The sequence below is a fragment of the Actinocorallia longicatena genome, assembly GCF_039534125.1.
Taxonomy (GTDB): Bacteria; Actinomycetota; Actinomycetes; order Streptosporangiales; family Streptosporangiaceae; genus Actinocorallia; species Actinocorallia longicatena.
Window position 1 is genome coordinate 482,310 of record NZ_BAAAUV010000001.1, and the last position, 12,401, is coordinate 494,710.

Here is a 12,401-nt window from a genome sequence, read left to right on the forward strand (position 1 = left end):
AGCAACCTGGTCGCCCTGCACAGCGGCCTGCGGCGCTTCGCCGACGCCGAGCACCATCTGGCCGAAGGCCTCGCCTACTGCCGCGAGCACGACCTCACGACCTATCTGACCTGCCTGCGCAGCGAGCAGTCCACCATCCTGGAGCACACCGGCCGGTGGGAGGAGTGCCTGACGATCAGCAACCGCATTCTCGCCAGCGCGAGCCGGTCCCCCGCGAACCGGATGTGCACCGTCCGCAGGATCGGCTCGATCCTCGCGCGCCGCGGCGAATCCGGCGTCTGGGATCACCTCGACGAGGCCGCGGTTCTGGCCGAGCGCACCGGTGAGCCCCAGCAGATCGTCCCGGTCCGCCTCACCCGCGCCGAGGCCCGCTGGCTGGAGGGCGACGTGCACGAGGCGCGGCGTGAGGCAGAACTCGCCGCGGCCGCGGCCGGCCGGTGCGGCGCGTGGGAGCGCGGCGCCGTCGCCGTGTGGCTGCGGCGCACCGGATCCCCGCACGTGCTCCAGGGCCCCTTTCCTGAGCCCTACCGCCTCGAGCTCGAGCGCGACCCGGCTGCGGCGGCACGCGCCTGGACGGCGCTCGGCTGCCGCTACGACGCGGCCCTGGCTCTCTCCGGAGCGGGACGCGAACGCGAACTGCGCGAGGCTCTGCGCATCCTCACCGAGCTCGGAGCCCTGCCCGCGACCCGCATCGTCCGACGGGACCTGCGCAGGCTCGGCGCCCGCTCGCTCCCGGCCGGACCCCGCGCCATCACCCGCGAGGACCCCGACGGCCTGACCCGACGCGAACGTGAGGTGCTCGCCCTCATCTGCGAGCACCTCACCAACGCCGAGATCGCGGCCAAGCTGTTCATCTCGACCAAGACCGTCGGCCACCACGTCTCAGCGATCCTCACCAAGCTCAACGTCCCCACCCGCGCCGCCGCAGCCGCCATCACCCGCGACCTGCGAACCGTCGAACGGCTGGACCCGAACGAGCCCTAGCCATGTCTTACGGGCTCCTCCGTGGCGAGCGGCGTCCAGGCGCGTTGCGCGGCAGGGCCTGATCCACGAAACAGGCCCTGGCGACGGTGTTCGACGGCGCACGCTCGTCCGGGAGGCGCGCCAGGCAGCGAGGCCCGCCAGGACGGCACCCGCCGCCATCACCCCACGCGGCGACGAGATGTCCACCACCCGGCCGCCCAGCAGCGCGCCCGCGGCGATCGCCGCGTTGAACACCGACGACAGCAGTGCCGTCCCGGCTTCACCGCCCCCGGCGCCCACCACCCAGATCTGACCCGTCACCGACACCCCGCCGTAGGCGACGCCCCACAACAACAGCAGCAGGAGCACGGCGGCCACGGCCCACGCGCCCACCGGCGCCAGCAGCGCCGTCGCCACCGCGATCAGCGCGGCCAGCACCGCCATCGCCGCGCCCGGGTCCCGGACGGCCGCCCGCCCCACCAGGAAGTTCCCCGCCACACCCGCCACCCCATATCCCAGCAACGCGACGCCGACCAGCACCGGTCCCGCCCCCGCCACCTCCTCAAGGAACGGCCGCACGTAGGTGTAGGCGGCGAAGTGACCCGTCACCACCAGCGCCGTCGCGACGAGCACCGGACGCAACGCCGGCGAACGCCACGCCGCGACCACCTCCGCAGGCCGCACCGCCGCCTCCGCGGGCAGCGGCGGCAGCGCCCGGACCAGAGCGGCGAGAGCGATCAGCGCGAGCAGCGCCGCCGCCCCGAACGCCGCGCGCCACCCCGCCACCGCGAGGATCAGCGCGCCGGCCGGGACGCCCAGCACCGACGCCACACCGATCCCGCCCGCGATCATCGCCGCCGCCCGGCCGATCCTCCGCTCGGGCACCAGCCGCGGCGGCAGCCCGGCCGCGAACGCCCAGAACCCGCCGATCGCCACTCCGACCAGCACCCGGGCCGCGAGCACCACCGCGAACACGGGGGACAGAGCCGTCAGCAGATCGGCGACGGCCAGCAGAACCATCAACGCGCACAGGACCGTCCGGCGGTCCCGGCTTCGCACCAAGACGGTCAGCGCCGGGGCGGCGACCGCCGCGACCAGTCCGGGGACGGTCATCGTCAGGCCCGCCAGCCCGTCGGGGACATCGAAATCGGAAGCCAGCGGCGTCAGCAGCCCGACGGGCAGCATCTCGCTGGTGACCAGGGTGAACGAGCCGAAGGCCACCGCGGCCACCGACCCCTTCCGCTCGCAGATCGTCATGCGATCCAGCGTCGGCGGCGGCGGGCCCGGGAACAACGACGAAGATCGAATCCTTGGTTCAACCAGGCTAAGGAGTGCGATGGACCAGCGGGAACTGCAATGCTTCATGATCGTGAGCGAGGAGATGCACTTCGCGCGCGCGGCCGAACGGCTCTACCTGTCGCCCGGACGCGTCAGCCAGCTCATCAAGGCCCTCGAGACGCGTGTCGGCGCGCCGCTGTTCGAGCGCACCAGCCGGAGGGTCGCGCTCACCCCGCTCGGCGAACGGTTCCTCGCCGACCTGCGGCCCGCCTACCAGGGAATGCAGGACGCGCTCAGCCGGGCCAGGAACGCCGCCCGCAGCGTCGACGGCGTTCTGCGCGTCGGGTTCCTCGGAACGCCCACCGAAGTCGTCACCGAAACCGTCACCCGCTTCGAGGGACGCCACCCCTCCTGCGCGGTGGAACTGATCGAAATCCCGCTGTCCGACCCGTTCGGGAAGCTGCGCGCGGGACTGGTCGACATCTCCTTCACCCTGCTTCCGGTCACCGAACCCGACCTGGCCGCAGGGGAGCCGCTGAACAGCGTCCCGCTCAAGGTGGCACTGTCTCCGGCGCACCCGATGGCCGGCCGTCCTTCCCTGGACGCCGAGGACCTGGCCGAGATCCCGCTGATCGGCCTCTCGGGCCCGGCACCTCGCCGGTGGCGCCGGCTGACCGCCCCCGAGCACACGCCCGCCGGCCGCCCGATCCCGTCGGCGGGCACCGCCTCCACCAGCCAGGAAGGCCTGACCCAGGTCGCGCTCAACCGCGGCGCGATGCTCTTCTGTACTCCCACCGCCGCCTACCACGGCCGCTCCGACGTGAAGTTCGTCCCCGTCACCGGCCTCCCGCCCTCCTCCCTCGGCCTGATCTGGTGCAAAGCCACCACCACCGCCGCGATCCGCGCCTTCCACACCGTCGCCCTCACCCGCTGACCCGCACCACGCACCCGGTCGACCACCCGGGCCACCAAGATCACCGAACACGACACCGCAGATGAGGGGAACGGGCAGACGTGCTTCGTCCCGTTCTGCGGACGCTCCGCCCGCGGCAAGGACGTCATGCCCCGAACACCAGACGCGTCGGCGGAACGCACCAGGGTCTCCGCCCAGCTCGCCGCATGAGCGCACATTCCCTCATCCCGAGCCCTCGAAGAAGTTCCGCCCCCATCGGCTCCGGAACAATCTCCGCGACGGGATGACGTGGACCACGGGATGTGGTGGTCTGGGGATGTGAGCGGTGTTCTGGTGAGTATCGTCGCGGCCCTCGCAGCGCTGAGCGGGTCAACGCTCACCTACCTGTTCCAGCGGCGCACCGCCCGGGACAATGAGCGGTTCTCGCGCGAGCAGCGGCTCTGGCAGGAAAGAGTCGCCGCCTACAGCTCGTTCGTCGCCGCCGCCACCGACTTCCGGCGTAGCCAGAACGACCGCTGGCACTTGGAGCGGGAAGACCCGCAGAGCGCACCGTTCATCGCGGCACGAGAGGAGTCATATCGGCTGCGCGCCCAGGCCACCGCCGCCGCCTGCCGAGTACGGCTCGTCTGCGGGGATCCGGAGATCGGACGGCACGCCCAGCGAGCCCTCGACATCGCCACGGACGTCCACCTCGGCATAGACGAGAATGACCGGGCGACCCGCGGAGCCGCTGCCCGCCAGGCCCTCGACGAATTCCTCACGATGGCCTCCACCCACGTGAACGGCCCCCGCCGCACCTGACCACGACGACCCCGCACGTACAGTCGTGCCGCAGATCCGACGACGCCCTGGACGCAGTCCTCGCAGCCTTCACCGCCCGAGCCGCGGCCCTCAATATGACCACGGCCCCGGAACGCTAGGAAGTCTGCCGAGGGAAGGAGGAATACCAGGCCTCATCGGTGGGAGTGCGGGCTTCGCGGAGCCAGATCAAGGTGGTGTAGGTGGCTAGGAGGGAGGCCGCGGCACAGATCAGCAGGCCGACGGAGTAGCCGTGCCAGAGGTCGTCGAGATTCGAGGGAGGGGCGGATCGCTGGAGCAGGGCGGTGATGGCGATCGGGCCGACGAAGAGGCCGATGTTGCGGGCCGCGCTGATGACGGCTGTCGTCAGGTTGAGGTGGCGGGCGGAGATCGCGTTCATTGCCGCTGCGGTGAGGGCGGAGAAGATGAACAGGAAGCCCGCGCCGATGAGGAGGAGCGGACCCAGGAGGACGAGGAGGCCTGTTCGGGTGATGGGGACGAAGGCGAACCAGACCTCGCCCGTGGTCAGCAGGATCAGGCCGGTCGCGATGAGAGGGCGGGCCCGGAAGTGGTCCATCATGCGGGGAAGCATCAGGCCGAGCAGGGAGGGGACGCCCTGCAGGACGACGAAGTAGATCGCTGAGTCCGTCGCGGACTTACCCTGAAGGCCCAGGCGGACGCTGAGAACGTAGACGCTGCCCATGAAGGCGAACGAGCCGATCACGGCCGCGACGACGGCCGCGGAGAACGTCGGCACCTTGAAGATGTCCAGGTTGAGCATGGGGGTGGCTTCGCGGCGTTCCGCCAGGGGAAATGCCGCCAGGCTCGTGAGGGCGACGAAGGCCGCCAGCAGCGTGGTGACCGAGGTCCATGAGCCGAGTGCTGCGCTCGCCACCGCGAAGAGCGTGCCGCCGATGCCGATGGCGAGGGTGACCTGCCCGGCCCAGTCGAGGGATCGGCCGGGCACGATCTCCGAGTCGTCCGCGAACAGCGCGATGACCACAAGGCCGACGAGGGCCAGCGGAGCGACTCCGAGGAACGAGGCCTGCCAGGCGAAGGTCTTGCTGAGAAGACTGCTGTAAAGGAATCCCACCATCGTCGCCAGCGACAGGGTCATCGTCCAGGTGGCGACGCCTCGGGACCGGCTCAGCGCGGTCGGAGCGCCCGCCGTGGCGATGGCCAACGACGCTGGGATGACGACACCGGCGCCGACGCCCGTGACCGCCTGACCGAGCTGGAGCTGGTGAATGCTCGAGGCCAGGCCGGTGAGCGTCTCCCCCGCGGCGACCACGGAAACACCGATCATGAGCATGCGCTTACGGCCGAAGAGATCGCTGAGCAACCCGGCGTTGAGCGCCAGGCTCGCGGCCGGAAGCAGGAAGGCCGCCGTCACCCAGGCCAGGTCGGCGCCGTTCGCGCCGAGGGACTGCTGGATACCGTGGACGATCGGGCCCGGTACCACCGTGGCCACCTGCGCGATCAGGACTGCCGTACAAGCGGCGAAGAGCGTGCCCGGGGAAACACCGGCGCGTCGCGAGGTTCTGGTCACCTCGCCTCCTTCTAGGGGGTGAAAGGTGCCGATGCGCTGAACAGGGGATGCCGGCTGCGCCGGATGCTCATCGGCCGAGAGGTTGACGGCACCGAGCATGATCTAGATCACACTTTTCCACCACAGGCGTTCCATTGAATGGAAGGCCTGGGTGCAGGCCGAATGCCGATACGGCCATGATGAGGTCCATGGCCAGGTCACCCAGTGGAGAGTCGGTACTGACCCGAGCCGTTCGGATCTTCGAGGCGTTCGGGCCGGACAGGTCGGTGCTGTCGCTGAGCGAGCTCAGCCGGCGCGCCGATCTGCCGCTGGCAACCACGGCCCGCCTGGTCGATGAGCTGACCCGTCATGGTCTGCTCTCACGGGACGAGCTCCGGCGCGTGTGCGTCGGAACCAGGATGTGGGAACTCGCCGAGCGCGCCTCTCCCGTTCTCGGTCTGCGTCAGGCGGCCCTGCAGTCCATGCACGATCTCCAGGCTGTGGTGGGGCATTCGACCCAGCTCGGGATCCTGGACAGTGATCAAGTGCTCTTCGTGGAGCGGCTCGCCGTCCCTGGTTCGACTCCGAACGTCACCAGGACCGCGGGCAGGCTCCCCCTTCACGCCTCGGCATCAGGCTTGGTCCTCCTCGCCCATGCCCCGGCGGACATCCGGGATCGGGTCGTGCAGGGGCCGCTGCCGGGGTTCACCGAGGCGACGCTCCGTGAAGAACATGCCCTGCGCCGGGCGCTCGCCGAGGTACGGGACAGGGGATTCGCGTTCTGTCCGGGGCACATCCATCCGGATGCCACCGGCATCGCCGTGCCCGTCCGCACCCGGGGTCGCGTCGTGGCGGCGCTGGGTCTGGTCGTCCCCAACGACGACGTCGCCTGGAGCCTCATCAGGCCGTTGCAGGTCGCCGGCCTCCACCTCAGCAGAGCACTCGACACCGCACAAGTCTCCTAGATCGCCTTGGTTCCGTTTCCCAGTCCGGCCGCCGGTAATACTTGGCGTCTATAGCCGGTATCCCAATCATCTATTTCTCAAATGGCTGTGATCGCAGCCACATTGTCTCTGCGCGTCGGGTCTTCCACGACGGCCCCCCAGAGGAGGAATGGTGAAGGATTCAACCGGTAGAGGTGGTGTGGGCACGCTCATCGCTGCGTGCATCGCCATCTTCGTCACCCAGATCGCGAACGTGGTTCCCGCCCCGATCGTGGGAGCGATTCAGCAGGACCTGCATGCCGACGGTGTCGCCCTCGCATGGGTGACTTCGGCGTTCTTGCTGCCGACCGCGATTCTGGAGCTCAGCTTCGGAGTCCTCGGCGATCTTTACGGCCGCAAGCGGGTGCTCATGGGCGGCACTGTTCTCATGGCCGTCGGCGGCCTCATCACCGGCGCGGCCGGCAGCGTCGGGCAGCTGGTGGTCGGGCAGGCCCTCACCGGCATCGGGGCGGGCGCGATCATCCCGACCTCGCTCGCGATCGCCGTGGCAGGGGCGCAGACCGCCGAGCGGCGCTCGCGCGGCATCGCGACCTGGACGATGGCCCTGTCGCTGGGCACGATGGCCGGCGTGGTCCTGAGCGGGGCCCTGGGAGAGGCCATCTCCTGGCACGCGTCCTTCTCCGCGGTGGCTCCGCTCTCCCTGCTGAGCCTCATCGCGACCGCGGTTCTGGCAGGAGAGTCAAGGTCCCCCGAGGGACGCTCACTGGACTGGGCCGGTCAGGCGACGATCGCCGTCGGCATGTTCTGCCTGCTCTACGGAATCGTCCAGGGCGCGAGCACGTCGTGGACCTCCACCTCAGTGATCGTCACTCTCGCCGTCGGTGTCCTCGGGCTCGCGGCCTTCATCGGGGTCGAGAACCGGGTCGCGGCGCCGATGCTGCACCTGGCCGTCTTCAAGAACCCCGCGTTCTCAGCCGCGGCCGCGGCGGCCGTGATCGGGATGTTCTCCTTCATGGGGTGCGTCTACGCGCTCTCGATCCGCGTGGGGACGCTCCAGGCCAAGACGGGCCTGGCCGCAGCCGCCTTCTTCATCGTGCTGCAGGGCGTTCCCTGCGTCCTCGGTCCCGTCCTCCCCCGGATGATGAACCGGTTCGGAGCACGCAGCCTGGTCAGCGGCGGGCTGGTGCTGCTGGCCGCCGGAGAGTTCTGGATGGCGACCCTGTCCCTGGCGCAGGCCTCGCTTCTCGACCACCTGGGCCCGCTCCTGCTCGCGGGGTTCGGCTTCCTGTTCATCGTGTCGGCCATGACGGCCGCCGCGGTGGAGGCCGTCCCGCTGTCGCAGACAGGCATGGCCAGTGCGGCCATCAGCACCGCCCGCGACTTCGGCATGTGCATCGGCCCTGCCATCATCAGCGCGCTCGCGCTCAGCGCCGCCACGGACGCGCTCCCCGGCCGGCTGAAGTCCGTCGGACTCGAAGGTCCGCAGGCAGGCGTCGTCACGAACATCGCGGAGCAGGGCGGCCCGTATGCCCTCCTCGGAGCCCCTCTAGGGCCGCTGCGCGAGCAGGCGGCCGGGGCGGCGCTGCAGTCTCTGTCGCATGGCTTCTCGGTCGGGCTCGTGATCTGCGGGGTCGCCTCCCTGGTCGCGGCACTGGCGACCGCCCTGTGGCTCCGGGAGTCCTCCGATCGTGTGGTCGCGGCGCCCATCGAGGCGGAGCCGACCGCCGCTCCCGCTTGATGAGCTGAATCCGCGAAGTACACGAACGCGCGGGGGCCCGAAGGCCCCCGCGCGTTCAGCCGTCCCATGGTGTCAGTGGCCGCGGGTGATCCAGTCGAGCAGATGGGGGGCTTCTCCGCCGATGGTGGTGGAGACGCCGTGCCCGGTGTGGACGATCGTGTCGGCCGGCAGGGTCAGCAGGCGTTTCTCGATCGAGGTGATGATGGTCGGGAAGTCGGAGAACGACCGCCCGGTGGCTCCGGGGCCTCCCTGGAAGAGCGTGTCGCCGGAGAAGACCGCCCCGAGTTCGGGTCCGTGGAGGCAGATGGCACCGGGAGCGTGTCCCGGCGTGTGGACCACGGTGAGGTCGGCTCCGGCGACGGTGAGGACCTGGCCGTCGGAGAGATCGCCGTCCGGAGCGGTGTCCGGGTGGGTCATACGCCAGAGTTCCAGGTCAGCGGGGTGCAGCAGGATCGGGGCGCCGGTGAGTCTCGCGAGCGCCGGCGCGGCGTCGATGTGGTCGTTGTGAGCGTGGGTGCACGCGATCGCCTTCACGGTGCGGTCACCGATCGCGGCCGCGATGGCCTCCGCGTCGTGGGCGGCGTCGATCACGATGACCTCGGTGGAGTCGCCGATGATCCAGACGTTGTTGTCGACGTCCCAGGTGCCGCCGTCGAGGGAGAAGGTGCCGGAGGTGACGAGCTTCTCGATCACAGGATCACCACCGAACGCAGGACGTCGCCCTGGTGCATCCGGTCGAACGCGGCCTCGATGTCTTCCAGGCTGATGGTCTCGGACACGAAGGCGTCCAGCGGCAGGCGCCCCTGGAGGTGCAGGTCGACGAGCATCGGAAAGTCCCGGGAGGGCAGGCAGTCGCCGTACCAGGACGACTTGAGCGAGCCGCCGCGCCCGAAGACCTCCAGCAGCGGCAGCTCCAGCTTCATGTCCGGGGTGGGCACGCCGACCAGCACGACGGTTCCGGCCAGGTCGCGGGCGTGGAAGGCCTGGTCATAGGTCTCGGGCCGGCCGACCGCCTCGATGACGACGTCCGCGCCGTTGCCCTCGGTCAGCTCTCTGATCGCCTCGACGGCGTCCCTCTCCTTGCCGTTCACGGCGTGGGTCGCGCCCAGCTCAATCGCCTTGTCGAGCTTGCGCTGGTCGATGTCGACCGCGATGATCTTTCGCGCACCGGCGAGCCGCGCCCCCATGATCGAGGCCGCGCCCACGCCGCCGCAGCCGATGACCGCGACCGAGTCTCCACGCGTCACTCCCCCGGTGTTGATGGCGGCGCCGATGCCCGCCATGACACCGCAGCCCAGCAGCCCGGCGACCGACGGGGACACCGCCGTGTCGACCTTGGTGCACTGCCCTGCCGCGACCAGGGTCTTCTCGGCGAAAGCGCCGATGCCGAGAGCGGGCGACAGTTCGGTGCCGTCCTCCAACGTCATCTTCTGCTCGGCGTTGTGGGTCGCGAAGCAGTACCAGGGACGGCCGCGCAGGCAGGCCCGGCACTGGCCGCACACGGCGCGCCAGTTGAGGATGACGAAGTCGCCCGGCGCCACCTCGGTGACTCCCGCTCCGACCGACTCCACGACTCCCGCCGCCTCGTGCCCGAGCAGAAACGGGAACTCGTCGTTGATGCCTCCCTGCTTGTAGTGAAGATCGGTGTGGCACACCCCGCACGCCTGAACCTTCACCACGGCCTCGCCCGGCCCGGGGTCGGGGATGACGATCGTTCGGACTTCGACGGGCTCGCCGCGCTTCACGGAGACCACTCCGCGTACTGATTGCGCCATTGACTGACACTCCTTGTTCATTGCGAGCAGGACACACGGAGCGGCCGCCGATCCTGGATCGGCGGCCGCTCACGCATGCCTCGGACAATGGCCGTCCTTAAGCGGACGGCCGGGTTACGGATCGATGTGATGGCCCACCAGGCCGGAGACGTTCATCGGACGTGTGCCTCCGTGCGGGCCCGCACCTCCTCCGGTGTCACGCCTGGAGCGGTCTCGACCAGGGCGAATCCCTCGGATGTGATGTCGAAGACGCCGAGATCGGTGATGATCCGATCGACGCAGCCGCGGCCTGTCAGCGGAAGAGTGCACTCCTTGACGAGCTTGGGAGCGCCGTCCTTGGCGGTGTGCTCCATGACGACGATCACGCGGCCGGCGCCGTGGACGAGGTCCATCGCACCACCCATTCCCTTGATCATCTTTCCGGGAACGGACCAGTTGGCGAGGTCTCCGGCGGCGGAGACCTGCATGGCGCCCAGAACGGCGACGTCGATGTGGCCACCGCGGATCATGCCGAAGGACAGCGCGGAGTCGAAGAACGCGGCCCCCCGCACGACCGTGATGGTCTCTTTCCCCGCGTTGATCAGTGCTGGGTCGACGTGCTCTTCGTCCGGGTAGGGGCCGACGCCCAGGACGCCGTTCTCGGACTGGAGGACGACGTTCACTCCGGCCGGAAGGTGGCCCGGTACGAGCGTGGGCAGTCCGATGCCGAGGTTGACGTAGGCGCCGTCGGGGAGTTCCCGCGCGGCCCTGGCGGCCATCTCGTCGCGGGTCCAGGTCATCGGGTGGTCCTCTTCTCGATCGGCTTGTCGGCGGCCTGCTCCGGGGTCAGGACGACCACGCGGTCGACGAACACACCGGGGAGGTGGATCTCATCGGGAGCGAGGTCGGTCAGCTCCTCGACCTCCGCGACGGTGATCCGGCCCGCCATGGCACAGAGCGGGTTGAAGTTCTGAGCCGACTGGTCGAACACGAGGTTGCCGAACCGGTCGGCTTTGCGGGCGCGTACAAGCGCGAAGTCCGTCACGATGCCCTCCTCCAGCACATGGGGGCGGCCTCCGAACTCTCGTTCTTCCTTACGGGGCGAGGCGAGCTCCACCGAGCCGTCGGCGGCGTAACGCAGGGGCAGGCCGCCCTCCGCGACCGCGGTGCCGACTCCGGCCGGCGTGTAGAAGGCGGGGATTCCCGCGCCGCCGGCCCGCAGGCGTTCGGCGAGGGTTCCCTGCGGGACGAGTTCGACCTCGATCTCGCCGCCCAGGTACTGGCGGGCGAACTCCTTGTTCTCTCCGATGTAGGAGCCCGTGACCCGGGAGATCCGACCAGAGCCGAGGAGCTGTCCGAGCCCTCGGCCATCGACACCGCAGTTGTTGGACACCACCGACAAGCCGGATGAGCCCCGCTCGTGAAGGGCGTCGATGAGCGTGAACGGCACACCGCACAGCCCGAAGCCGCCCACGGCGAGGGTGGCGGCATCCTGGATGTCCGCCACCGCAGCGGCGGCCGACGTCACGACCTTGTCCATCAGCGGGTCTCCAGTTCCGAGGCGAAGTAGTGGGGGCGGGTCCGCGGGCGCGGCCTGGCAGCGGGGATCGGCTGTGGGTCGGTGCCCGCGACGACGGTGTTGGTGATGGATCCGATGCCCTCGACGGTCATCGTCACCACGTCGCCCGGCTGGAGCGGGCGGGGTTCCCTGCTCCCGGTCAGGCCCCAGAGTTCGGCGAGGCAGCCGCCGTTGCCGCAGGTTCCGGAGCCGAGCACGTCCCCGGGCCGCACCTCCGTTCCTCTCGAGGCATAGGCGACGAGATCCTCGAACGGCCAGCCCATGTTCGACAGCAGGTCCCTGCCGATCTCCTCACCGTTGACGGCCACGCTCATCCCGATCCTCAGGAAGCCGTCGGCGTCGCGGAAGCGCTCCAGTTCGTCGGCGGTGACGATCCAGGGACCGAGGGTGGAGGCGAAGTCCTTGCCCTTGCACGGACCGAGGCCCACGGTCATCTCGGCGCCTTGGAGGTCGCGCGCCGACCAGTCGTTGAAGATCGTGTAGCCGAAGATGTGGTCACGGGCCTGCTCAGGCGTCAGATCACGGCCCGGCCTGCCGATGATCGCGGCGACTTCGAGTTCGAAGTCGAGGACCTGTGAGCCCGGCGGGATGGGGATGTCCGCACCGGTGCCCACGATGGCGTAGGGGTTGGTGAAATAGAACGTCGGGGCGGCGTACCACTGGTCCGGAACCCCTGTCTCTCCGCTGACGCTGCGTCGAACGCCCTCGACGTGCTCCTCGAAAGCGACGAAGTCCCGGACGGTCGGCGGTTCGAGCGGTGCCAGCAGGCGTACGTCTTCAAGCGGCACCGGTTCGCGCTCGAAGGCACGGCGGGTCGCGTGGCGGATCTCGAACTCGCTCCGTTCGATCAGCCGGGCGATGGACACGTCCAGGGGATAGATCATCCCCTGTTCCACCACACCCTGA

General features: G+C 69.8%; 13 protein-coding genes. 5 read left to right on the top strand and 8 right to left on the bottom strand.

Annotation, left to right across the window (positions count from 1 at the left end; all coding sequences use genetic code 11):
- Nucleotides 1-101: 101 nt before the first annotated feature.
- The gene (locus ABD785_RS02110; RefSeq protein ID WP_344821444.1) at nucleotides 102-230 is read right to left on the bottom strand and encodes a hypothetical protein; all 129 of its coding nucleotides are present in this window, start codon (nucleotides 228-230) and stop codon (nucleotides 102-104) included.
- Between ABD785_RS02110 and ABD785_RS02115 the strand changes: the two genes are divergently transcribed.
- A complete protein-coding gene (locus tag ABD785_RS02115; RefSeq protein WP_344821446.1) occupies nucleotides 223-984 on the top strand; it encodes a helix-turn-helix transcriptional regulator in 762 nt (253 codons plus the stop codon). The genes ABD785_RS02110 and ABD785_RS02115 overlap by 8 nt on opposite strands.
- Here the strand turns inward: ABD785_RS02115 and ABD785_RS02120 are convergent.
- Nucleotides 883-2,220, bottom strand: coding sequence for an MFS transporter (locus ABD785_RS02120; protein ID WP_344821448.1), 1,338 nt, complete (start codon nucleotides 2,218-2,220; stop codon nucleotides 883-885). The two genes, ABD785_RS02115 and ABD785_RS02120, sit on opposite strands and share 102 nt — an antisense overlap.
- Before the next feature lie 79 nt (nucleotides 2,221-2,299).
- Between ABD785_RS02120 and ABD785_RS02125 the strand changes: the two genes are divergently transcribed.
- Nucleotides 2,300-3,175 (top strand): LysR family transcriptional regulator, encoded by an 876-nt coding sequence (locus ABD785_RS02125; protein WP_344821450.1) that lies wholly within the window; start codon nucleotides 2,300-2,302, stop codon nucleotides 3,173-3,175.
- Nucleotides 3,176-3,487: 312 nt separating this feature from the next.
- Nucleotides 3,488-3,955 carry a hypothetical protein gene (locus ABD785_RS02130; protein ID WP_344821452.1) on the top strand — a complete coding sequence of 156 codons (468 nt, stop codon included), beginning with the start codon at nucleotides 3,488-3,490 and terminating at the stop codon, nucleotides 3,953-3,955.
- 115 nt (nucleotides 3,956-4,070) lie between these two features.
- Here the strand turns inward: ABD785_RS02130 and ABD785_RS02135 are convergent, their stop codons facing one another.
- Entirely contained in the window at nucleotides 4,071-5,600 is a 1,530-nt protein-coding gene (locus ABD785_RS02135; RefSeq protein WP_344821454.1) for an MFS transporter, read from the bottom strand.
- Between the two features lie 89 nt (nucleotides 5,601-5,689).
- Between ABD785_RS02135 and ABD785_RS02140 the strand changes: the two genes are divergently transcribed.
- Both ABD785_RS02140 and ABD785_RS02145 read left to right on the top strand, forming a co-directional pair.
- Nucleotides 5,690-6,445, top strand: a complete 756-nt coding sequence (locus ABD785_RS02140) for an IclR family transcriptional regulator (protein WP_344821456.1) — start codon at nucleotides 5,690-5,692, stop codon at nucleotides 6,443-6,445.
- A 178-nt stretch (nucleotides 6,446-6,623) separates the two neighbouring features.
- Nucleotides 6,624-8,162: an MFS transporter gene (locus ABD785_RS02145; RefSeq protein ID WP_344821458.1), complete on the top strand. Its 1,539-nt coding sequence runs from the start codon at nucleotides 6,624-6,626 to the stop codon at nucleotides 8,160-8,162.
- A 72-nt stretch (nucleotides 8,163-8,234) separates the two neighbouring features.
- Here the strand turns inward: ABD785_RS02145 and ABD785_RS02150 are convergent, their stop codons facing one another.
- The 5 genes from ABD785_RS02150 to ABD785_RS02170 form a co-directional block, all read right to left on the bottom strand.
- Entirely contained in the window at nucleotides 8,235-8,852 is a 618-nt protein-coding gene (locus ABD785_RS02150) for an MBL fold metallo-hydrolase (protein WP_344821783.1), read from the bottom strand.
- Nucleotides 8,852-9,937: an S-(hydroxymethyl)mycothiol dehydrogenase gene (locus ABD785_RS02155; RefSeq protein ID WP_344821460.1), complete on the bottom strand. Its 1,086-nt coding sequence runs from the start codon at nucleotides 9,935-9,937 to the stop codon at nucleotides 8,852-8,854. The genes ABD785_RS02150 and ABD785_RS02155 overlap by 1 nt, the downstream gene beginning before the upstream one ends.
- Nucleotides 9,938-10,089: 152 nt before the next feature.
- Nucleotides 10,090-10,716: a CoA transferase subunit B gene (locus ABD785_RS02160; RefSeq protein WP_344821462.1), complete on the bottom strand. Its 627-nt coding sequence runs from the start codon at nucleotides 10,714-10,716 to the stop codon at nucleotides 10,090-10,092.
- On the bottom strand, nucleotides 10,713-11,456 hold the full coding sequence (locus ABD785_RS02165) for a CoA transferase subunit A (RefSeq protein WP_425547714.1): 744 nt from the start codon (nucleotides 11,454-11,456) through the stop codon (nucleotides 10,713-10,715). The genes ABD785_RS02160 and ABD785_RS02165 overlap by 4 nt, the downstream gene beginning before the upstream one ends.
- Nucleotides 11,456-12,379, bottom strand: a complete 924-nt coding sequence (locus ABD785_RS02170; protein WP_344821464.1) for a fumarylacetoacetate hydrolase family protein — start codon at nucleotides 12,377-12,379, stop codon at nucleotides 11,456-11,458. Before ABD785_RS02170 ends, ABD785_RS02165 begins: the two co-directional genes overlap by 1 nt.
- Nucleotides 12,380-12,401 lie beyond the last annotated feature (22 nt).

Coding starts and splice junctions, on each gene's coding strand:
- ABD785_RS02125 (WP_344821450.1), top strand. CDS start 2,300: ATGGACCAGCGGGAACTGCAATGCTTCATGATCGTGAGCGAGGAGATG.
- ABD785_RS02115 (WP_344821446.1), top strand. CDS start 223: ATGTGCACCGTCCGCAGGATCGGCTCGATCCTCGCGCGCCGCGGCGAA.
- ABD785_RS02135 (WP_344821454.1), bottom strand. CDS start 5,600: ATGCTCGGTGCCGTCAACCTCTCGGCCGATGAGCATCCGGCGCAGCCG.
- ABD785_RS02160 (WP_344821462.1), bottom strand. CDS start 10,716: ATGACCTGGACCCGCGACGAGATGGCCGCCAGGGCCGCGCGGGAACTC.
- ABD785_RS02170 (WP_344821464.1), bottom strand. CDS start 12,379: ATGATCTATCCCCTGGACGTGTCCATCGCCCGGCTGATCGAACGGAGC.
- ABD785_RS02120 (WP_344821448.1), bottom strand. CDS start 2,220: ATGACGATCTGCGAGCGGAAGGGGTCGGTGGCCGCGGTGGCCTTCGGC.
- ABD785_RS02155 (WP_344821460.1), bottom strand. CDS start 9,937: ATGGCGCAATCAGTACGCGGAGTGGTCTCCGTGAAGCGCGGCGAGCCC.
- ABD785_RS02165 (WP_425547714.1), bottom strand. CDS start 11,456: ATGGACAAGGTCGTGACGTCGGCCGCCGCTGCGGTGGCGGACATCCAG.
- ABD785_RS02140 (WP_344821456.1), top strand. CDS start 5,690: ATGGCCAGGTCACCCAGTGGAGAGTCGGTACTGACCCGAGCCGTTCGG.